General features: G+C 68.2%; 18 protein-coding genes. 8 read left to right on the top strand and 10 right to left on the bottom strand.

Going from position 1 to position 20,133, the window contains the following annotated elements; translation table 11 throughout:
* The 5 genes from ectB to NY1_RS17185 form a co-directional block, all read right to left on the bottom strand.
* Complete coding sequence (ectB, locus tag NY1_RS17205; RefSeq protein ID WP_067713903.1) at nucleotides 1-1,275, bottom strand: diaminobutyrate--2-oxoglutarate transaminase; 1,275 nt, start codon at nucleotides 1,273-1,275, stop codon at nucleotides 1-3.
* Entirely contained in the window at nucleotides 1,272-1,793 is a 522-nt protein-coding gene (gene ectA / locus NY1_RS17200; protein WP_067714461.1) for a diaminobutyrate acetyltransferase, read from the bottom strand. The genes ectB and ectA overlap by 4 nt, the downstream gene beginning before the upstream one ends.
* Nucleotides 1,794-1,898: 105 nt before the next feature.
* Nucleotides 1,899-2,624, bottom strand: a complete 726-nt coding sequence (locus NY1_RS17195; protein WP_067713900.1) for a response regulator transcription factor — start codon at nucleotides 2,622-2,624, stop codon at nucleotides 1,899-1,901.
* 103 nt (nucleotides 2,625-2,727) lie between these two features.
* A complete protein-coding gene (locus NY1_RS17190; protein ID WP_067713897.1) occupies nucleotides 2,728-3,234 on the bottom strand; it encodes a winged helix-turn-helix transcriptional regulator in 507 nt (168 codons plus the stop codon).
* Complete coding sequence (locus NY1_RS17185; protein WP_067713894.1) at nucleotides 3,231-5,480, bottom strand: molybdopterin-dependent oxidoreductase; 2,250 nt, start codon at nucleotides 5,478-5,480, stop codon at nucleotides 3,231-3,233. Before NY1_RS17185 ends, NY1_RS17190 begins: the two co-directional genes overlap by 4 nt.
* Nucleotides 5,481-5,593: 113 nt before the next feature.
* Here NY1_RS17185 and NY1_RS17180 point away from each other — a divergent pair, with 113 nt between their 5' ends.
* Nucleotides 5,594-6,745: a PucR family transcriptional regulator gene (locus tag NY1_RS17180; RefSeq protein WP_067713892.1), complete on the top strand. Its 1,152-nt coding sequence runs from the start codon at nucleotides 5,594-5,596 to the stop codon at nucleotides 6,743-6,745.
* Here NY1_RS17180 and NY1_RS17175 read toward each other — a convergent pair.
* Nucleotides 6,742-7,392 (bottom strand): TetR/AcrR family transcriptional regulator, encoded by a 651-nt coding sequence (locus tag NY1_RS17175; protein ID WP_067713889.1) that lies wholly within the window; start codon nucleotides 7,390-7,392, stop codon nucleotides 6,742-6,744. The two genes, NY1_RS17180 and NY1_RS17175, sit on opposite strands and share 4 nt — an antisense overlap.
* A 152-nt stretch (nucleotides 7,393-7,544) precedes the next feature.
* Here NY1_RS17175 and NY1_RS17170 point away from each other — a divergent pair, with 152 nt between their 5' ends.
* Together NY1_RS17170 and NY1_RS17165 are read left to right on the top strand one after the other, a co-directional pair.
* Nucleotides 7,545-8,486, top strand: a complete 942-nt coding sequence (locus tag NY1_RS17170) for an oxygenase MpaB family protein (RefSeq protein ID WP_067713887.1) — start codon at nucleotides 7,545-7,547, stop codon at nucleotides 8,484-8,486.
* Nucleotides 8,487-8,595: 109 nt separating this feature from the next.
* The gene (locus tag NY1_RS17165; protein ID WP_067713884.1) at nucleotides 8,596-8,958 is read left to right on the top strand and encodes a DUF1304 domain-containing protein; all 363 of its coding nucleotides are present in this window, start codon (nucleotides 8,596-8,598) and stop codon (nucleotides 8,956-8,958) included.
* Nucleotides 8,959-8,982: 24 nt separating this feature from the next.
* Here the strand turns inward: NY1_RS17165 and NY1_RS17160 are convergent, their stop codons facing one another.
* The gene (locus NY1_RS17160; RefSeq protein WP_067713882.1) at nucleotides 8,983-10,122 is read right to left on the bottom strand and encodes a lipase family protein; all 1,140 of its coding nucleotides are present in this window, start codon (nucleotides 10,120-10,122) and stop codon (nucleotides 8,983-8,985) included.
* 122 nt (nucleotides 10,123-10,244) lie between these two features.
* Here NY1_RS17160 and NY1_RS17155 point away from each other — a divergent pair, with 122 nt between their 5' ends.
* On the top strand, nucleotides 10,245-10,862 hold the full coding sequence (locus NY1_RS17155) for a TetR family transcriptional regulator (RefSeq protein WP_067713880.1): 618 nt from the start codon (nucleotides 10,245-10,247) through the stop codon (nucleotides 10,860-10,862).
* 10 nt (nucleotides 10,863-10,872) lie between these two features.
* Here the strand turns inward: NY1_RS17155 and NY1_RS17150 are convergent, their stop codons facing one another.
* The 3 genes from NY1_RS17150 to NY1_RS17140 form a co-directional block, all read right to left on the bottom strand.
* A complete protein-coding gene (locus NY1_RS17150) occupies nucleotides 10,873-11,526 on the bottom strand; it encodes a pentapeptide repeat-containing protein (protein ID WP_067714460.1) in 654 nt (217 codons plus the stop codon).
* Between the two features lie 36 nt (nucleotides 11,527-11,562).
* Nucleotides 11,563-12,951, bottom strand: coding sequence for an aspartate aminotransferase family protein (locus NY1_RS17145; protein ID WP_067713878.1), 1,389 nt, complete (start codon nucleotides 12,949-12,951; stop codon nucleotides 11,563-11,565).
* 304 nt (nucleotides 12,952-13,255) lie between these two features.
* A complete protein-coding gene (locus NY1_RS17140; RefSeq protein ID WP_067713876.1) occupies nucleotides 13,256-14,749 on the bottom strand; it encodes a PucR family transcriptional regulator in 1,494 nt (497 codons plus the stop codon).
* 126 nt (nucleotides 14,750-14,875) lie between these two features.
* Here NY1_RS17140 and NY1_RS17135 point away from each other — a divergent pair, with 126 nt between their 5' ends.
* The 4 genes from NY1_RS17135 to gabT are packed head-to-tail and all read left to right on the top strand — an operon-like array spanning nucleotide 14,876 to nucleotide 20,102.
* Nucleotides 14,876-16,315 (top strand): aminobutyraldehyde dehydrogenase, encoded by a 1,440-nt coding sequence (locus NY1_RS17135; RefSeq protein ID WP_067713874.1) that lies wholly within the window; start codon nucleotides 14,876-14,878, stop codon nucleotides 16,313-16,315.
* A 10-nt stretch (nucleotides 16,316-16,325) separates the two neighbouring features.
* The gene (locus tag NY1_RS17130) at nucleotides 16,326-17,216 is read left to right on the top strand and encodes a universal stress protein (RefSeq protein ID WP_067713871.1); all 891 of its coding nucleotides are present in this window, start codon (nucleotides 16,326-16,328) and stop codon (nucleotides 17,214-17,216) included.
* Nucleotides 17,200-18,762, top strand: coding sequence for an APC family permease (locus NY1_RS17125; protein ID WP_067713868.1), 1,563 nt, complete (start codon nucleotides 17,200-17,202; stop codon nucleotides 18,760-18,762). The genes NY1_RS17130 and NY1_RS17125 overlap by 17 nt, the downstream gene beginning before the upstream one ends.
* Nucleotides 18,759-20,102 carry a 4-aminobutyrate--2-oxoglutarate transaminase gene (gene gabT / locus NY1_RS17120; RefSeq protein WP_067713864.1) on the top strand — a complete coding sequence of 448 codons (1,344 nt, stop codon included), beginning with the start codon at nucleotides 18,759-18,761 and terminating at the stop codon, nucleotides 20,100-20,102. The genes NY1_RS17125 and gabT overlap by 4 nt, the downstream gene beginning before the upstream one ends.
* The last annotated feature ends 31 nt before the right edge of the window (nucleotides 20,103-20,133 follow it).

The raw sequence follows: 20,133 nt of genomic DNA, 5'->3' as shown, positions 1-20,133 counted from the left end.
TCAGATCCCCCGCCCGCCGCACACCGCGTCCATGGACGCGGACAGCAACTCCAGCCCGTGATCCAGCTCCGATTCGGTGATGGTCAACGGCGGCAGCAGTTTCACCACCTCGTCCTCGGGACCGGAGGTCTCCACCAGCAGGCCGCGATCGAAGGCCGCCTCGCACACCTTGCTGGCCTGGGAGGCGTCGTCGAACACGATGCCGTGCACCATGCCGCGACCGCGCGCCGAAACCCCGTCGAAGCCCGAGACCAGCCCGGTCAGCGCGCGCTCCACCCGATCGCCCTTGGCCAGCGTGGCGACCTCGAGGGCGTCGTCGGACCAGTAGTGCCGTAGCGCGGTGGTCGCTGTGACGAAGGCCGGGTTGTTGCCCCGGAAGGTGCCGTTGTGCTCGCCCGGCGCCCACTGATCCAGTTCGGGACGGAACAGCACCAGCGCCATGGGCAGGCCGTAGCCGCCGATGGACTTCGAGAGCGTGACGATGTCCGGGGTGATGCCGGCGTACTCGAAGGAGAAGAACGGCCCGGTGCGCCCGCAACCCATCTGCACATCGTCGACGATGAGCAGAATCTCACGCGCGGAGCACAATCCGGCCAGCTTGCGCAGCCAGCGCGCCCCGGCCAGGTTCACCCCGCCCTCGCCCTGCACGGTCTCCACGATGACGGCGGCGGGCAGGTCCAGGCCGGAGGAGGCGTCGTCGAGCGCGCGCTCCATCCACACGAACGATTCGTCCTCCGCGCCGTCGAGATAGCCGTCGTAGGGCATCGAGGTGGCGTGCTGCAACGGCACGCCCGCGCCCTTGCGCTTGGCGGCATTGCCGGTCACCGACAGCGCGCCCAGCGTCATGCCGTGAAAGGCATTGGTGAAATTGAGGATCTCGGTGCGGCCGGTGACCTTGCGCGCCAGCTTCAGCGCGGCCTCCACCGCATTGGCCCCGGTCGGTCCCGGGAACTGCACCTTGTAGTCGAGCCCGCGCGGCTGGAACACAGTGGCGCGCAGCGTTTCCAGCAGTTCCCGCTTGGCGATGGTCGACATGTCCAGGCCGTGCGTGATGCCGTCCCCGGACAGGTAATCGATGAGCGCGCGCTTGAGCACCGGATTGTTGTGCCCGTAGTTCAAGGCACCCGCGCCCGCGAAGAAGTCCAGGTAGTCGCGGCCGGTCTCGTCGCGCAGCCAGGCGCCCGACGCGGTGTCGAACACCGTCGGCCAGGAGCGGCAGTAACCGCGCACATTCGATTCCATGGTCGCGAATATCGTCATATCGGGGCTGTTCATCGCCATTCCTCCTGAGGGGTGATGGGTGCGATGCGGTACAGGTCTTCCGGTTCGTGCCCGTCGGGGAATACTTCGGGCGCGAACAATTCCGAGCGCGTCATCCGGGCGCCACGGCGGCGGGCCACCGAGCCGAACATGGCGATGGACGCCGTGTTGTCCGGTGACACCGTGGTCTCCATGGCGGAAATGCCCTGCCGGGCTTGCCTTTCCAGCAACGCGTCCAGCATGGCCACGGCGACGCCCCGCCCGCGGAACGGGTGGTCGACGGCGACCTGCCAGACGAAAAGCGTTTGCGGCGCTTGTGGTCTGCGGTAGCCGGTGATGAAACCGGCCAGCTCGCCGTCGATCTCGGCGACCACCGAGGTGCCGGCGAAATCGCGGCACCAGAGCAGGTAGGCATAACTGGAGTTGGCGTCGAGGACCTTGGAGTCCTTGGCTATGGCCCAGATCCGTCCGCCGTCGGCGATGACGGGTTCGCGGAGCAGGATGGGCGCTTCGGCCGGAAGTTGCGGTGCCATTGCGTCAATATTGCTGATTGTGGTCTGCATGACCAGTTCAGACTGTCAACTGATCTTTGAGGTCTACCGTACGAACTCATTGCGATCTGTTGACGATCGCGTGACTCAGCGCCGCATGTCCAGCCGATAGCCCAGGCCACGCACCGTCACCACGATGCGCGGGTCCGACGGATCGGTTTCGATCTTGGTGCGCAGCCGCCGGACGTGGACGTCCACGATCCGCTCGTCACCGAAGAAGCCCTCGTCCCACGCCTTCTCCAGCAACACGGCGCGGCTGAGCACCCGCCCGGGATTGGCCGCCAGTTCACACAGCAACCGGAACTCGGTGATGGTCAGGTGCAGTTCCTCCCCGCCGCGGCGCACCACCCCGCCTTCGGGGGAAAGCACCAGCGGCGCGGCGTGATCGGCGTCCAGGATCACCTCCACCGGCGGTTCCACGACCGGATCCTCCGGGAGCGCGCCGAGCCGGGGCCGGCGGCGCAGCGCGCGCATGCGCGCGCTCATCTCCTTGAACTCGAACGGCTTGGTGACGAAATCGTCCGCGCCCGCTTCGAGCACCGCCACCACATCGTGGGTGTCGCCGTGTTCGGCCACCACGATGATCGGCACCTCGTGCTCCCGGCGCACTTCGCGAATACAGCTGAAGACGTCCATCTCGCCGACCATCAGGTCCACGATCATCACGTCCGGGGCGCCGTGCACCCGCAGGTGATCCAGCGCGGCCTCGGCCTCGGCGGCTTCGGCCACGTCGTAACCCTCGGCCTCCATCGCGACTCGTAACTCTCCGCGGACCCGGTCGTCGTCTTCCACGATCATCAGGCTCGCGCCCATATCCCATACCCCTCACACAGATGCGGACGGTGAGGAATACCCGTGTTCCTTATCAGCAAACCGGCAGCGGGCCGGTTTGTGAGAACCCACACAAATGGGACGGTTACCGGGTTCTTGCGCCGAAACGTCCGGTGGCCAGGGCCTTTTCCCGCAATCGATCCGGGAAACCGGGACCCAGGTGCGCGGAGACCTCGGCGTGCCGGAGCGGTTCCCGGCAATGCGCGCACACCACTTCGGCGTGCGTGTCGTGATCGCAGGTCTCGTGATGCAGGACCACCGGCGCGCCGGATTCGGGGGCCAGCCAGCGGTCGCCCCAGCGCATCATGGCGGCGATGACCGGGAAGAACTCACGGCCCTTGTCGGTGAGCAGATACTCGTGCCGGGCCGGGCGCTCCTGGTATTGCACCCGGTCGAGCATGCCCTCCTCGACGAGCCGGGTCAGCCGCTGGGTGAGGACGTTGCGGCTGAGCCCGAGGATGCGCTCGAACTCGTCGAACCGCTTCGCGCCGTAGAAGGCTTCGCGCAGGATCAGGGGCGTCCACCAGTCGCCGATCAGGTCCACGGTGCGGGCGACCGTGCAGGGCCAGGTGGCGAAGGTGGTGCGCTTCATGCGGTCACGGTATCCAGGCGGGCGGGGACGTACTTGTGCCAGGGGGTGCCGACCCATTCGTCGCGGGAGTCGAATTCGGTCAGCTCGTTGGGGGCGACGCCGGTCTGCACGGGCTTGCCGTTGTCGTCGGCGACCGCGAGCCCGAAACCGTTGGGCAGCGACAGGTGGCCGGGACGCATGCGGTCGGTGGGTTCGACCGGGACCTCGGTGCTGCCCCGGCGGGTGGTGAGCAGCACCCGATCCCCCGCGCTCACGCCGAGTCGCTCGGCATCGGATTCGCTCATGCGCAGGGTGCCGCCGCCGTCGCGCTTACGCCATTCCGGGTCGCGGACAATGGTATTGGCGGTGAACGAGCGCCGTTCACCGGCCGACAGCACGAAAGGCCAGTCGCCGGAATCGGATTCCAGGTCGGGCAGGGTGGCCACGACCTCCAGCAGGTCGGCCAGATCCAGGCGGACCTTGTTGCCGCGCAGGCGGTTCCAGGTCACCTCGTAATCGTCCTCGGTGATGACGATGCCGTGCGCGCCGGTGAGGATAGCCTCGAACAGACGCTCGCCCGCTGCCAATCCCGTGCCGTAACCGGCGCGTTCGACGCTCTGCGGGAATTTGCGGACGCAGTTGTAGGCCGCGGCCCACAGCATGGACGCGGCCGCCGCGCCGTCGGGCAGCGTCTCGCCGAGCGTGCGATACAGCAGCACCGGAACCAGTTTCGACTTGGCGGGGTCGGCGAGAATGCCGAGGAACGCCATGGCGAAGGCTTCCCGGCCCTGGGCCAGCGCGGCGCGCAGGGGTGCGTAATCGTCCTCGCCGAGCACGCCGGCGGCTTCCACCAGGCGGGCGTGGATCTCCGGTTCGGCCAGCACGCCGTCGGGGGCGGGCAGCACCGGGTGGCGCAGATGGAAGATATTGCGCGGGAAGTCGAAGTTGAAGAACGTGGCCTCGTACTTCTCGAACTGGGTGGGCGCGGGCAGCACGTAGTCGGCCAGGCGGGCGGTCTCGGTCATGGCGACATCCACGACCACCACCAGTTCCAGGGCGTCGAGGGCCTCGCGCATGCGGGCCGAATCCGCCAGGGAATGCACGGGATTGGCCGATTCGATGAACATGGCGCGGTAGCGGGCGGGGTGATCGGTGAGGATCTCCTCGGTGATCACATTGCACGGCACCAGCCCGCTGATGATGGGTGCGCCCACCACCGGGCTCGCGGGCCCCTCCCCCATCGGATGCCCGCGATCGTGGCCGAGGGCGGCGAGGCCGGTGAAAGCGTATTGCGCGCCGGGCTTTCCGAGATTGCCGGTCAGCATCCACACCAGTTTCTCGATGTAGGAGACCACGGTGGAGTAGCGGTTCATCTGCACGCCGAGGTCTTCCAGCGCCGCCACCGAGCGGGCCCGGGCCAGGCGGCGGGTGGCGGCGGTGACCAGGTCGAGTTCGACATCGGCGATGGCGCAGTACTTTTCGATCGGAACCGCGCGCAGTACGGCCAGCACCTCGTCCGCGCCGGTGGTGTGCTCGGCCAGCCAGTCGGCGTCGATCAGTTTGTCGCGCACCAGGATCGCGGCCATGGCGGTGAGCAGGTAAACGTCGGTGCCGGGCCGCAGTTGCAGGTGGAAGTCGGCCAGCTCGGCGGTCTCGGTGCGCACCGGATCCAGCACGATCATCGATCGCTCCGGATCCTTGGCGATCTCCTTGAGCACCGTGCGCGCTCGCGGGAACCCGTGCGACTGATAGGGATTCTTGCCGACGAAGAACGCCACCTCGGCGTGCTCCACATCGGCGCGCACCGGATGCCCGAACATGCGCGCCCCGACCCAGAAGTCACCGGTCTTCTCCTGCGCCAGCGCGCTGGAGCGGTATTTCATGCCGAAGGCGGCCATGGTCGCCGGGGCGTACGCGCCGCCCAGGTGATTGCCCTGGCCGCCGCCGCCGTAATAGAAGATCGACTCCCCGCCGTGCCGCAGTTTGATCTCCAGCAGGCGCGCGGTGATCTCCGCGATGGCGGTGTCCCAGTCGATTTCCTCGAACTCGCCGTCCGGGCGCCGGCGCAGCGGTGAACTCAGCCGCCCGACCCGCCCGTTCTGGTAGTGATCCAGCCGCAGCGCCTTGTTGCAGGTGTAGCCCGCCGACGCCGGATGCAGTTTGTCGCCGCGAATCTTCTCGAAGGACCGGCCGTCCGGCCCCACCAGCACCTGAATTCCGCAGTTGCACTCGCACAGGATGCAGGCCGTGGGCTTCCACTCCGTCATGCGCTCAGCGTAGGGCAGTCAGTTCACTAACGCTACCCACTCGGTGAAATTGTCCGGGACACGTGACATAGGGTGGGGCAACACATTGCCTCGACAGCAGGGGAGGTCTCGACGTGGAGACCGCGGTACTACACGAGTGGCAGGCTCGGGCGAATGCCCTGATCGCCGATTTCGCGGCGGGCGAGCCTCCGTACGATCGACTGCCGAAGTCCATGCTGGACGCGGACTTCCTGCCCGCCGCGCAACTGAACATCGAGCTGTTCTTCGATTTCCTCGACACCGGCGTCGAACCCGCCGAGGATCAATCCCTGCCCCTGGTGCACCGCGTGCTGTCGCTGACCCGCGACGGCATGCCCCTCGCCGAGGCCCTGGCCAACTATCGCGCGGGCACCACCTTCCTGTGGACCCATGTCGCGGTCACCGCCACGCCCGAGCAGGCCGAACTGAAATCCACCGTGGCCCTGCGCCTGATCGAATACGTGACGCTCATGACGAGCCGTTTCGCCGAGGCGTGCCTGGAGGACGCCCGCCAGATCCGCTACGACCGCGTCGAACGCGCCCGCGAGATCGCCGAAGCCCTGCTCACCGGCCGCGACCCCTACGAATGGGCTGAGGACGCCGCCCTCTCCCTCGCCGATTCCTACCTGGTGGCCGCCATCCGCCTGGACAACCCGCAACCCGGCATCCTCACCACCCTGCGCCGCCGCATCGGTGAGATGTCCGGCGCTTTCCTGCATCGCGACAGCGGCGGCTGGACCGCCCTGCTCCCCCTGCACAGCGACGCCGACGAGGCGACCGCGCTGCGCGAACTCACCACCATCCTGCTCGGCCGCACCCGCAAAACCCCCGACTCGCTCTGGGTCGGCATCGCGCCCGCACCCACCCGCGCCCAGGTCCCCGCCGCCTTCGAAGAAGCGAAAGTCCTTGCCGAAACGGGCCGTTCACTGCGCCGCCCCGACGCCATCTGCCGCCGCCAGGCCATGGTCTTCGAATACGCCATCGCCACCTCCGGCGCCGCCCACACCCTGCGCGCGGCCCTCGACCCGCTGCGCGAGCAACCCGTCCTCGCCGAAACCCTGGACGTCTTCATCGCCCAGGACTGCAATCAGAACGCCGCCGCCCGCGAACTGTGCGTCCACCGCAACACCGTCACCTACCGCCTGACCCGCATCGCCGAACTGACCGGCTACGACCCGCAGACCCCGGCCGGGATCTCCACGCTCATGGGCGCGCGGGTGGCGCGAAAACTGTTCGAGCGCAACTAGTCCCGGCTCGGCGTGCCCACCAGCAGCCGGACGATGGCCTGCACGAAACCCTCGATGCGTTCGCGCGGGTAGGCGTCCGGTTCACTGATGGCCAGGCGGCCCAGCATCTCGGCGATGGTGAGCAGGGAGTTCGTCAGCAGGCCGGAATCCACTTCGGCCCAACGGGAATCGATGGCCAGGCCCATGCGGACGAGTGCTTCGGCCTGGTCGAAGATGCCGGCGCGGGAGCTGCGGATGGCTTCGCGGTATTCGTCGGGGGCATTGCCGGGACCGGCGAGGAGCAGGCGCCAGCGGGTGGGGTTCTCGAGGGCTACGTTGACGAAGGCTTCGACGGTGGCGGACGCGGCGACGACGGGGTCCGCGCCGAGCAGATCGGTCGGGAGGGTTTCGGCGACCTCTTCGAGGGCCCGTTCGCGTTCGCGTTCCAGCAGGGCGGCGACTAGCTCGGCGCGGGTCTTGAAGACCGTGTAGAGGACCGGCTTGCCGACGCCGGCTTCCTGGGCGACGGCTTCCATGCTGAGCTCGTGCAGTTCGGCCTTCTCGAGGACGGCGTACGCGGCGTCGAGCAGCTGGGCCCGGCGCTCCTCCGGAGGGAGGCGGGGGGCGTAGCGCCTGCGGGGGCGGTCGGTCGCGCCGGTTTTTGTCACTTCCGTTTCACCTTCATCGGGGTCATTGTGTCATTGGCGAAGCCGGGATCGTGCAGCCGTCGGACCAAATCCTACGGGACCGTTGTATTGACCGGGAACAATTGCTACGGTTGCGTTGTATTCGATGGGATCGAACCGTGAAGGAGCTCTCAGTGACCTTCGATCCGACCACTCTCCGCCGCGAGGACCTGGGGTTCTTCGGGCCGGATTCGCCGAGCTGGAAGGTGTGGACCGCGCCGACCGCCGTGATCGGGTTCCAGCGTGCGGTGGCGCTCGAGCACTTCGATCCCTTCCTGACCGCCGCGGTCGCCGATACCGCCAAGATCTACTCCGATCCGCGCAGCCGCCTGGATCTGACCTTCGCCTACTTCCTGATCGTGGCGATCGGCGATACCAAGACCGCCACCGAAGCGGCCGAGCATCTGATGACCATTCACGCCAAGGCGACCGGCATCGAGCCGATCAGCGGGCAGCGCTACAGCGCCAACAGCCCCGAGACGCAGCTGTGGATTCACATCACCGGCTGGCATTCGGTGCTCAAGGCCTACGAGATGTTCGGGCCGGGCCTGACCGCCGAGGAAGAGGCGCGGTTCTGGCAGGAGTGCCGGATCGCGGCCGAGTTGCAGACCTGCAAGCCGGAGGACGTGCCGGTCACCCGCGAGGGCGTGCGGGAGTATTACGCGAATGTGCGTGCGCGCCTGTGCACTTCGGAGCGCGCGCAGGACGGCATCCATCAGATGCTGTTCACCTCGCCGGGCAACGGCGCGGGCTGGACCTACGCCATCGGCGCGCGGCTGCTGTCCTTCGCGTCCATCGCGACCCTGCCCAAGTGGATGCGCAAACTGGGGCATTTCGATCGGCCGGGGATCGTGGATCTGCTGGTGAAACCCATTGGGCGCATTCTGGTTTGGCTGTTCACCCTGTTCGACAAGAAGGGCCTGATCCTGGCCGCGCCGATCATCGCGCCGATGGCCGGGCAGATCCTGCAGCAGCACCTGAAGGCCGAACCGCCCAGGGTCTTCGAGACCCGCACCCCCGCCGAGGGCCGCGCCCTCTACGGCACCCGCAACCGCCGCGTCCCCGCCGCGAGCTGAACCAGCCGGCGGGCGCGTCTTCCGGGCGCGCCTGCCGGACTCCGCGCCGCCGATCGGGAATCCTGGCAGGCGAATACGCTGCACGGGAACTCTGAGAGGCGGTTTCTTCATGCGCGTGGTGTCGGAAATCCTGGTCGGCCTGCTGGCCGCCCTGCACGTCTACATCCTGGTCCTGGAAATGTTCCTGTGGACCACGCCGCGCGGTCGCGCCGCCTTCGGGACCACCCCCGAATTCGCCGAGCAGACCAAGGCATTGGCCGCGAATCAGGGCCTCTACAACGGCTTTCTGGCCGCCGGCCTGATCTGGGGCCTGATCGCCGCCGATCCGACCGGGTACGCCGCGAAGATCTTCTTCGCCGCCTGCGTCGTGGTCGCCGGCCTGTACGGCGCGGCCACCGCCAGCCGCCGCATCCTGCTGGTCCAGGCCCTGCCGGGCGCGATCACGCTGGCGGCCGTACTGCTCGCCGGATAGCGATCCGGCGAGCGCGGCCGAAGGTCAGGCGAACAGGCGGGCGACGAACGGCACGCTGTCCGGCAGCGACGCCGACACGGTCGCGCTGTGGTCCTTACCGGGATAGACGTGCACCTCCGGATGCACCCCGTGCGCGTTCAGATCCACCACCAGTTTGGCGGTCAGCGGCGCGGGCACATCGGTGTCGTTGGTGCCCTGGCCGATGAACAGCGGCCGGTCGTCGCCGGTCATCGGCACATCCATGACCGGGTGCGCGATCGCGGCGAAGTCACCGTCCGAAAGCGGCCGGGCGAACAGCTGATTCAGCGCAATACCCTCGGCGCGCTCGGCCAGCGGCGTGAAGCACAGCGTCTCCGCGTCGGTGGCGAGCTGCTTGCCCTGCGGGGTGAGGTAGCTGTCCATGTCGAAGTCGGGGCGCGCGGCTTTCAGTCCGTTCAGCACATAGGTCGCGTAGGCGGTGAGGTGAGAAGACTTGACGGGCACGGTGTTCGGGCCGACGAACATGGCCGCGTCGACGATATTGGAGGCCGGGCCGGTGGCCACCGCGCCGCGGTAATCGAGTTCCGGCGCGTAGCCGGTGGCCAGGGAGGCGGTGAAGACCGCCGCGCCGCCGCCCTGCGACTGCCCGATGGCCACCCACTTGGTGGCGAGCGAATCATCGACCGAGCGGGCCGCGCGCACCATGTCGATGGCGGCGTGCGCCTCGGCGCGGCCGTCGAGATAGGCGTGCACGCCGGGCGTGCCGAGCCCGATGTAATCGGTGGCCACCACCGCGTAGCCCTGTTTCATCCAGGTCGCCAGGTAGTTCATATCGCGCTGCGAGCGTCCCGCCGTGGACGGCGCGCAATCGTCGCCGATGCCGACCGTGCCGTGCTCCCAGGAGACCACCGGCCAGCCGCCGGGCGGCGGCGTCCCGGCCGGGGTGAACACCACGCCGGTCGACAATGCGGGCTGATCGGCGGAGTCTCGGGTCCAATAGGTGAGGCGGCGGGCCGACCCCGTGCCTTCGATCCATAGGTCTTCCGATAGCGGTTCATCGCCGGTCACGGTGCCGGGCGCGCTCGCGGGCGCGGCCGTCGCGGTCGCCGTCAGCGGCCCGGCCGCCAGCGGGGCAGCCAGCAGCGCGGCCGCCGAGCACAGGGTGATCACGGTACGTCGCGTCATCGAGACGCCTTTCTCTCGAGCTCCCATTGGCTGGTGTCACATTGAGACACTTCGGACAGACTATCCTGTGAAGTGTCACTTTGTGACAGCAAGGGGTGTGAGCTGAGCGACGAAGGGACGCGATGACCGAGCCGAGCGGCCTGCGGGAACGCGAAAAGGTCAGGGTCCGAAGAGAATTGATCGATGCCGCGCTGCGCCTGTTCGAGAGCCGCGGCTTCGAGCAGACCACCGTGCAGGAGATCGCCGACGCCGCCCAGGTCTCCCGCCGCACCTTCCACCGGCATTTCCCGTCCAAGGCGGCGGTCGTGTTCGCCCACGAGGAAGACGTGATGGCGGCCCTGCTCGCCGCCGTGGAGCGCCGCCCGGCCGCGGAATCGGTGTTCCCCGCGGTACGCGCGGCCCTGCGCGATTTCATTCTCGATCCGGCCGCGACCCCGGAACGGACCGCCCAGGCCGATACCGCCCGCCGCGCCCGCGCACTCCTGCTCTCCCACCCGGAGATCCGCCGCGAGAACTTCACCGGCGCGGTCGGCCGCCGCGACAGCCTGGCCCGCGCCTTCGCGCGCCGAGCTGGACTTCCCGAAGACGACCTGCGCCCGATCCTCACCGCCGCAACCTGTTTCGCGGCCTTCGGCGTCGGCCTGGACGCCTGGGTGCGTGGCGAGGACCATTCGCTCACCGCGCTCTACCAAACACTCGACGGCACCGTCGCCGCGCTCCAGCACGGCATCGACATCTGAACGGCGGGGTCTAGCGGACCTCGATGCCGAAGGTGTGGGCGAAGACCGGTGCCAGCTCCAGCAGCTGCGTCTGGGTGATGGTCGCCCCGGCCAGCGATTCGATGCCGGCGTACACCCCGAGCACGCGCGCCTCCCGGAAGTCGACCTTCTTCAACTGCGCCTTGCGGAGCGAGAGCGCGTCGATCTGGGTGCCGGGGAAGGTGACCGAGGTCAGTTTGGCCTCGCTGATATCCACGTGCCGCAGTACGCAATCCACGAACGACACCTCGTTCAGCACCGCGCCGCGCAGGTTGACCGAATCGAACTTGCAGTTGTGGAAGCGAACGCGGCGCAGATTCGCGCCGAACGCCTCGACCCCCGACAGCGCGTCGAGCACGAATTCGGTGTCCAGCCAGGAGGTGTCGGACAGGTCCACACCGGTCCACTGGCTGCCTTGCACCCAGGCGTCATTGAACCGCGCGTGCCGGAAGGAGCCGCCGGTGACCGTCAGGCCCGACAGCGCGCATTCGGTGAAATGCGTTCCCACGGCATCGGTTTGATCGAGGGTCAGACCGTCGAAATGGGCGCAGTCGTACTCGCCCGAGATGTCGATGGACCCCGCCGGTTCCAGATGCCGCGCGAACGGAAGATCCCCCAGCTCCCGTGGTTTCGATGCTGCTCGCATGATGACCAACAGTAGCCGGGGGCTCCGACAGCGAACTCAGATGAGCTGCCACGCCCCGGTCAGAGCATGGCGCAGCGCCTGTTCCATCTCGTCGAACTGCTGCTGTTCGCAGATCAGCGGCGGGGCCAGCTGAATGACCGGTTCGGCGCGATCGTCGGCGCGGCAGTGCAGGCCGGCCTCGAACAGCGCCTTGGAGACGTGCCCCTTGAGGATGCGGGTGGCGTCGGCGTCGGTGAACTTCTCCTTGGTGGCGCGGTCCTTGACCAGCTCCACCGCCCAGAAGAACCCGTCGCCGCGCACCTCGCCGACGATCGGCAGGTCGTAGAGCTTCTCGAGGGTGGAGCGGAACGCGCCCTCGTTGCGCAGCACGTGACCGTAGAGGTCCTCGCGCTCCATGAGATCCAGGTTCGCCATGGCCACCGCGCACGCCACCGGATGCCCGCCGTAGGTGGAGCCGTGCATGAAGGTCGCGCCGTTGCGGAACGGCTCGGCGATGCGGTCGCTCACCAGCACCGCGCCCAGCGGGGCGTAGCCGGAGGTCAAACCCTTTGCGGTAGTGATGATGTCGGGCTGGTAGCCGAACTTCTTGGCGCCGAAGTCGAAGCCGAGCCGGCCGAACGCGCAGATCACCTCATCGGAGACCAGCAGCACGCCGTGGCGATCGCAGATCTCGCGCACGCGCTGGAAGTAGCCGGGCGGCGGCACGAAACAACCGCCGGTGTTCTGCACCGGTTCCAGGAACACGGCCGCGACCGTCTCCGGACCCTCGAACATGATCATTTCTTCGATGCGGTCGGCGGCCCACAGGCCGTACGCCTCGTAGTCGGTGGGCGCGTGCTCGGGCGCGCGGTAGAAGTTGGTGTTCGGCACCCGCATGGCGCTGGGCACCAGCGGCTCGAAATCAGCTTTGGCGCCGGGGATTCCGGTGATGGACAGCGCGCCCATCGAGGTACCGTGGTAGGCCATGGACCGGCTGATCACCTTGTGCTTGGTGGGCTGGCCGATCAGCTTGAAGTACTGGCGGATGAGCTTCCACGCGGTTTCGACCGATTCGCCGCCGGAGACGGTGAAGAACACCTTGTTGATATCGCCAGGGGCCTGATTCGCCAGCCGCTCAGCCAGATCGATGGCGGTGGGGTGCGCGTAACCCCACAGCGGGAAGTAGGCCAGCTCGCGAGTCTGACGGGCGGCGGCCTCGGCCAGTTCCTCACGGCCGTGACCGACCTGCACGGCGAACAGCCCCGCGAGACCGTCCAGGTAGCGCTTGCCCGTGTCGTCGTAGACGTAGGCGCCCTCACCGCGCACGATCACCGGGGTGTCCGCGCCGGACTGCGCGTCCTGCTGGGTGAAGTGCATCCACAGGTTGTCGCGAACGACGCGGGAGGCCTTCGACGCGGCGGTATTGGGCTCGATGGTGGCGGTCATGTGAACTGACTCCTCGACGGGGGGGATCGGGTGGCTCCGGCGTTGGTTCGCGGGTTTGCCGACATTCCGTTTATCCCACAGCTACCGACCGGTTGCAACCGATTCAGTTGTTGATAGTTCACTTTACAACCGAAAGCCCATTAAATCTGGGTTACTAGCTTCGGATTTCGTAGCATCTAGCGTGCATCCCAGCGATAGGCCTGCTTACGCAACGCCAGGTACACCAGAATTTCCGCACGTCGCACGCCGGGCAGGGCGCGCAAGCGGCTACTGATAGCAACACATGACCGCCCGGGGTGTCGCCTCAGCCGCGAGCGAGGATGGCTAGCAGCAGTTCCGCGCGCACCCGGGCGTTGTCGAGGTCGCACCCCAGCAACTCCCCCGCCGTGGCGATCCGCTTGCGCAGCGTATGCCGGTGCACCCCGGTGACCACCGCGGCCGATTCCCACTGCCCGTTGGCCTCCAGGAACGCGCGCAGTGACCCGAGCAGATCGGTGCCGTGCCGCAGGTCGTGCTCGATCAAGGGCGTCAGCGCGGTCCGAGCCATGGCCCCGAGCACCTCGCGAGTGGACTCGAAGGCCAGCAGCGAACTGCCGGAGAACGCGCTGAATTCCATTGCCGCGCCGCCCCGTTCGGCCGCCGACGCGGCGAGCCGCGCACCGGCCACGGCATCCGCCAGCTCCCGCACGGCGTGCGGGGCACTGAGCCCGAGCCGCACGTGCCGTACGCCGGCGGAGAACTCACGCGGGATCTCGGTGTCAGCGGGAAGCACCGCCAGCACCCGGCGGCCGGCGGCGTGCAGGAAGAGTGGATCACCGGATGCGAGGATCGCGTCCTCGAAGGCGGTCCGGACGGTCGCCGCGGCGGCGTCGGTGTCGCAGGCGGCGAGCAGGACGCGGATCCGGCCTCGGGGGTCGGCGGCCTCGGCCAGCTGGTCCCAGGCGGGCTCGGGGTCGGTGTCCGCGCCCAGCAGCAAGCCCAGGGCGTGGGCGTTGAGGCGGTGCTGGGCGGCGCGCAGGCGGGCGGGCTTCTCGAAGTCGAGCGCCAGGAGCGAGTTCGCGTGACCGAGCAGGATCTGGTCGACGTGGCCGAGCGGGGCGGCGGTGACCACCACCAGATCGCCGAAATGACTGCGGCCCACGGCAATACGCTGATGGGTGATCGAGGCGCCCGAAGTTTCGGTGCGCACGCCGCTGGCGGTGCCGCCGGCCACCGCGCCGCGCACCCGGGACAGCAGCGTGGGATCCAGTTCCGCTGGGACACAGTCGGTTACCAGGCCCGCGGGGTCGAGGACCACCACGGTGGCCGACAGCGACGCGGCCAGTTCCCGCACGATGGCGTGCGCGCCGGATTTGATGAGCGCGCGGGTCATACGGGGCTGGGCGTGCGAGGCGCGCAGCACGGCGTCGTACTGGAGTTCGGCGCTGCGCGCGCTGACCCGTTTGACGATGGCCGCGAAGGCGGTCGAGAGCGGCACTTCTATGAGGGGAATGCCGATCTCGTCCGCGGCGGCGATCAGATCGGGCGGGACTTCGGCGTGGGTGAGCCCCACGCCGAAGCCGAGCGCGGACACCCCGCATTCGGCGAGGCCGCGCACGTACGCGGTCCGCCCCTGGGCATCGGGCGGCAAACGCATGCCGGTGGTCAGGACCAGTTCGCCGCCGGAGAGCCACGGGAACGGGCGCTCCAGTTCAGTGGTGACGACGAGATCGATCTCGCGGTCCACCCCGGCCGCGCCGCCGCGCAGGCGAACCGCGAGCTCGGGCTGGGCTAGTACCCAGCCAATGGAAACAGGCATCGAACCGCAGTGTACAGATTGTCGAAATCGGGTCGAGTAGTTCACCAACTCGGCACGAGCGTTCGGGCTGTGTCGCAGCGCACACTGGTGCCGCACCCCGCACACACGGATGGACGGTGAACTCAGGTGACGTCGAAGACGAGTCCTGTGCTCGAGAACTACATCAATGGCGAATTCGTGGCATCCTCCGCCACGCGCACCCTGGACCTGGTGAGCCCGGTCGACGAGAAGGTCGTCGGACACGCCCCGATCTCCAACCGCGCCGATGTCGACGCCGCCATGGCGGCCGCCGAACGCGCCTTCGAAACCTGGGGCAAGACCACCCCGAGCGTGCGGGCCGCCGCACTGCTGAAGCTGGCCGACGCCATCGAGGCGCACAGTGACGAACTGGTGGCCGCGCAGTCCCGCAATACCGGGCAGCTGCACGCCATGGTCGCCGCCGAAGAGGTCGCGGTCGGCGCGGACCAGATCCGGTTCTTCGCGGGCGCGGCCCGGCTGCTGGAAGGCCGGGCGGCCGGTGAGTACATGGAGGGCTTCACCTCCTACGTGCGCCGCGAGCCGATCGGCGTTGTCGCACAGGTGACTCCGTGGAACTACCCGTTCATGATGGCGATCTGGAAGATCGGCCCGGCGCTGGCCGCGGGCAACACCATCGTGCTCAAGCCCAGCGACACCACCCCGGAATCGACCCTGGTGCTGGCGCGGCTGAGCAAGGACATCCTGCCCGACGGGGTGTTCAACGTGGTGCTCGGTGACGCCGGCACCGGCGCGGAACTGGTCGCGCACCCCACCCCCGGCCTGGTATCCATCACCGGTTCGGTGCGCGCGGGCATGGCGGTGGCCGAATCGGCGTCGCATCAGCTCAAGCGCACCCACCTCGAATTGGGCGGCAAGGCGCCGGTCGTCGTGTTCGCCGACGTGGACATCGAGAAGGCGGCGCTGGGCATCGCGCAGGCCGGGTTCTTCAATGCCGGCCAGGACTGCACCGCCGCCACCCGCGTGCTGGTGCACGAATCCATCCACGACGATTTCGTGGCCGCGCTGACCGCCGCCGCCGACACCCTGCGCCCGGGCCGCCCCGACGACGCGGACGCCTTCTACGGCCCGCTCAACAATGTCAACCACTTCGCCGCCGTCATGGGCAAACTGGCCGCGCTGCCCGCGCACGCCAAGGTGGTCACCGGCGGAAACCGCTGGGGCGAAACGGGTTTCTACGTGGAGCCGACCATCATCACCGGCGTGCGCCAGGACGATCCCATCGTGCAGGAGGAGACCTTCGGCCCGGTGCTGACCGTGCAGTCCTTCGCCGATGCCGACGAGGCCATCGCCCTGGCCAACGGCGTGCGCTACGGCCTGGCCGCCAGTGTCTGGACCAAGGATCACGGCACCGTCGAACGCTTCAGCCGCGCACTGGATTTCGGTGCGGTGTGGGTGAACTGTCACATCCCGCTGGTGGCCGAGATGCCGCACGGCGGGTTCAAGTACTCCGGCTACGGCAAGGACCTGTCGGTGTACAGCGTGGAGGAATACACCCGCGTCAAGCACGTCATGAGCGCACACGAGTAGGCGGACGAGTATGCGGAGACTGATAGTCGGGTATCTGGCCACACCGAGCGGGGAGGACGGTCTGGCCCTCGGGGTCCGGCTGGCCCGGACCCTGGACGCCCAACTGGACATTTGCATGGTGCTCACCCCGGACCGCCTGGTCCCGGGACTGGTGCCCAATGACGGTTACGACGACATGCTCACCGTGCAGGCCCGCCAATGGCTGGCCGACGCGGTGGCCTCGGTGCCCGACGACGTGAAAGCCGAGGGGCACATCAGCTTTCACGAATCATTCGCCGCGGGCCTGATCGACGAAGTCGCTCGCCTGGACGCCCTGGCCATCGTGGTCGGGGCGGCCGGGGACGGGCTGCTGGGCCGGCACGCCATCGGCTCGGTGGCTAGCGAACTGCTGCACTCCGCGCCGGTGCCGCTGGCCCTCGCGCCGCGCGGCACCCGTAACTCCCCCGTCGCCACCGTGCGCGAGGTGACCTGCGCGATCGGCGACCGGGTGGGCGCGGATCTGCTGTTCGACCTGGCGGTGCGCGCCAGCGCCGCCGCCGGCACGCCCCTGCGCCTGGTCTCGCTGGTCGCCCTGGACGCGCACGCGCCCCGCCGCAGCGACGACACCCCCGAATCCGTGCGCGACCGCGCCGTCGCGCACGCCGAACTCACCCTGGTGGAGGCGAAAGCCGCGCTCCCCGAAGGATTCCCGGTCACGTCGATGACCGTCGACGGTCCCTCCGTCGAAGCCGCCGTCAATCGCCTGGATTGGCACGACGGCGATCTGATCATGGTCGGCTCCAGCCGCCTCGCCCAACCTCGAAAACTGTTCCTCGGATCCACCGCAGCGAAGATGCTCAGAGTCCTCCAGGTGCCGATGGTCGTGGTCCCCAAGGAGGAAATCGATGAGCCTCGCCAGTGAACCGCCCCGAGTAGAGATCGAACCCGTCGCCAAAGGTCTCGCGGCGGGCAAGATCGGCACCTTTTCCGGTGCGGTACTGGGGATTTCGACGGTCGCCCCCGGCTACACACTGACCGCCAGCATCGGCCTGATCGTGGCCGCGGTGGGCCTGAAGATGCCGGCCATCATCATCGCCGGCTTCGTGCCCATGTTCCTGACCGCCTACGCCTATCGCGAACTCAACTCGCGTATGCCCGACTGCGGGGCGTCGTTCACCTGGTCCACCAAAGCTTTCGGGCCCATGGTCGGCTGGATGTGCGGCTGGGGCATGGTGATGGCGACCATCATCGTGCTGTCCAATCTGGCGGCCATCGCGGTGGAGTTCTTCTATCTGTTCCTCGGGCGGGTATTCGGCAGTCCCGGCATCGCCGAGCTGGCCGACAACAAGCTCGTGAACATCGTCACCACACTGGTTTTCGTCGCGATAGCCACGGTGGTGGCGGGCCGCGGCATCACCACCAGCGAACGCGTGCAGTACGTGCTGGTGGGCTTCCAGATGGTTGTGCTGGTGGCCTTCGCCATCACCGCGCTGGTGCACGTGAGCCGCGGCAACGCACCCGCCCAGCTGCATTTCGACCTGGACTGGTTCGATCCGTTCACCGGAATCACCTTGAGCGCCTTCATGATCGGCGTCACCGGTTCCATCTTCGCCTTCTGGGGCTGGGACACCTGCCTGACGCTGGGCGAGGAATCCAAGGACCCCAAGCGGGTGCCGGGCCGCGCCGGATTGCTGTGCGTGCTGTCCATCCTGGCCACCTACCTGCTGGTCACCGTGGCGGTCATGATGTACGCCGGAGTCGGCGACAGCGGCGTGGGCCTGGGCAACGAGGAGAACGCCGACAATGTGTTCGGCGCGCTCGCCGATCCCGTGCTGGGCTGGGCCGGACCGCTGCTGCTGCTCGCCATCCTGGCCTCCTCGGCCGCCAGCCTGCAGACCACCTTCCTGCCCGCCGCCCGCACCATGCTCGCTATGGGCGTGTACGGCGCCTTCCCGAAGAAGTTCGCCGAAGTCAACCCGCGTTTCCTGGTGCCGACCTTCTCCACCGTCGCGGCCGGCGTGGTGACCGGCGTGTTCTACACGGTGGCGTCGCTGCTGTCCGAACGCGTGCTGCTCGACACCGTGGCGGCGCTGGGCATCATGATCTGCTGGTACTACGGCATCACCGCCTTCGCCTGCACCTGGTACTTCCGCCGCGAATTGTTCTCCAGCGTCCGCAATTTCGTGTTCAAGGGCCTGTTCCCGGTACTCGGCGGGCTCATGCTGCTGGCCGTGTTCGTGGTGTCGGTGCGCGAGAGCATGGACCCGGACAACGGCAGCGGCGCGGCCATCGGCGGCATCGGCCTGGTGTTCTATCTCGGCTTCGGCATCCTGCTGCTGGGCGTGGCGCTGATGGCGGTGGCGCGCTGGCGCAATCCGGAGTTCTTCCGCCGCAACACCCTTCCGCTCGTCGCGAGCGATCTCGACACCACCCCATCCATCGACAAGACAGGGAGCAACCTCCGATGACCGCCCTCACCTACCGGCTACCGCAGCAGCGCAAGCTCGTCACCGAGCTGCCCGGGCCGCGTTCGGCGGCGCTGACCGCCCGCCGCAAGGCCGCCGTCGCCGCCGGGGTCGGCTCGTCGGTGCCGGTGTACACGGCCGACGCCGACGGCGGCGTCATCGTGGACGTGGACGGGAACTCGCTCATCGACCTGGGTTCGGGCATCGCGGTCACCAATGTCGGCGCCTCGCATCCGCAGGTCGCCGCGGCGGTGGCCGAACAGGCCGCGCATTTCACTCACACCTGCTTCATGGTCACCCCGTACGAGGGTTATGTGCGGGTGGCCGAAGAGCTGGCCGCGCTCACCCCGGGCGATCACGACAAGCGTTCGGTGCTGTTCAATTCCGGTGCCGAAGCGGTGGAGAACGCGGTGAAGGTGGCGCGACTGGCCACCGGACGGCAGGCCGTGGTCGCCTTCGATCACGCCTACCACGGCCGCACCAACCTCACCATGGCGCTGACCGCGAAATCCATGCCCTACAAGACGCATTTCGGGCCGTTCGCACCGGAGATCTACCGGATGCCCATGTCCTACCCGTACCGCGACAAGGCCGGGCAGACCGGGGCCGAGGCGGCGCAGCGGGCGATCTCGCAGATCGAAACCCAGATCGGGGCCGACAGCGTCGCCGCGATCATCATCGAGCCGATCCAGGGCGAGGGCGGATTCATCGTCCCCGCACCGGGATTCCTGCCCGCACTGGCCGCTTGGGCCAAGGACAAGGGCGTGGTGTTCATCGCCGACGAGGTGCAGAGCGGATTCGCCCGCACCGGAGCGTGGTTCGCCAGTGAGCACGAGGGCGTGGTGCCGGACATCATCACCATGGCCAAGGGCATCGCGGGCGGAATGCCCTTGGCGGCCATCACCGGTCGCGCCGACCTGCTGGACGCGGTGCACGCGGGCGGGCTGGGCGGCACCTACGGCGGCAACCCGGTGGCGTGCGCGGCGGCGCTGGCGACCATCGAGGTGATGAAAGACCTGGACCTGCCGGCGCGGGCGCGGGCCATCGAAGCGGCCGTGGTGCCGCGGTTGCGGGCGCTGGCGGAGGAGACCGGCGTGATCGGCGACGTGCGCGGGCGCGGGGCCATGCTGGCCGTGGAGATCGTGCGGCCGGGGACCACGGTGCCGGATCCGGTGCTCACCAAGGCCATTGCGGCGGAAGCGCTTTCGCGTGGCGTGGTGCTGCTGACCTGCGGTACGTACGGCAATGTGATCCGGTTGCTGCCGCCGCTGGTGATCGGTGACGAGCTGCTGGCCGACGGTGTGGATGTGCTGTCGGATGTCGTGCGGGCGCTCGCAGCCTGACGTGTGGATTCCGGCTGAACGCAGGCCGGAA

It is taken from the genome of Nocardia yamanashiensis NBRC 100130, assembly GCF_001613325.1.
In the GTDB taxonomy this organism is placed as follows: Bacteria; Actinomycetota; Actinomycetes; order Mycobacteriales; family Mycobacteriaceae; genus Nocardia; species Nocardia yamanashiensis.
Note: the sequence above shows the minus strand (reverse complement) of the source record. Positions and strands in the feature narration are given on the sequence as shown.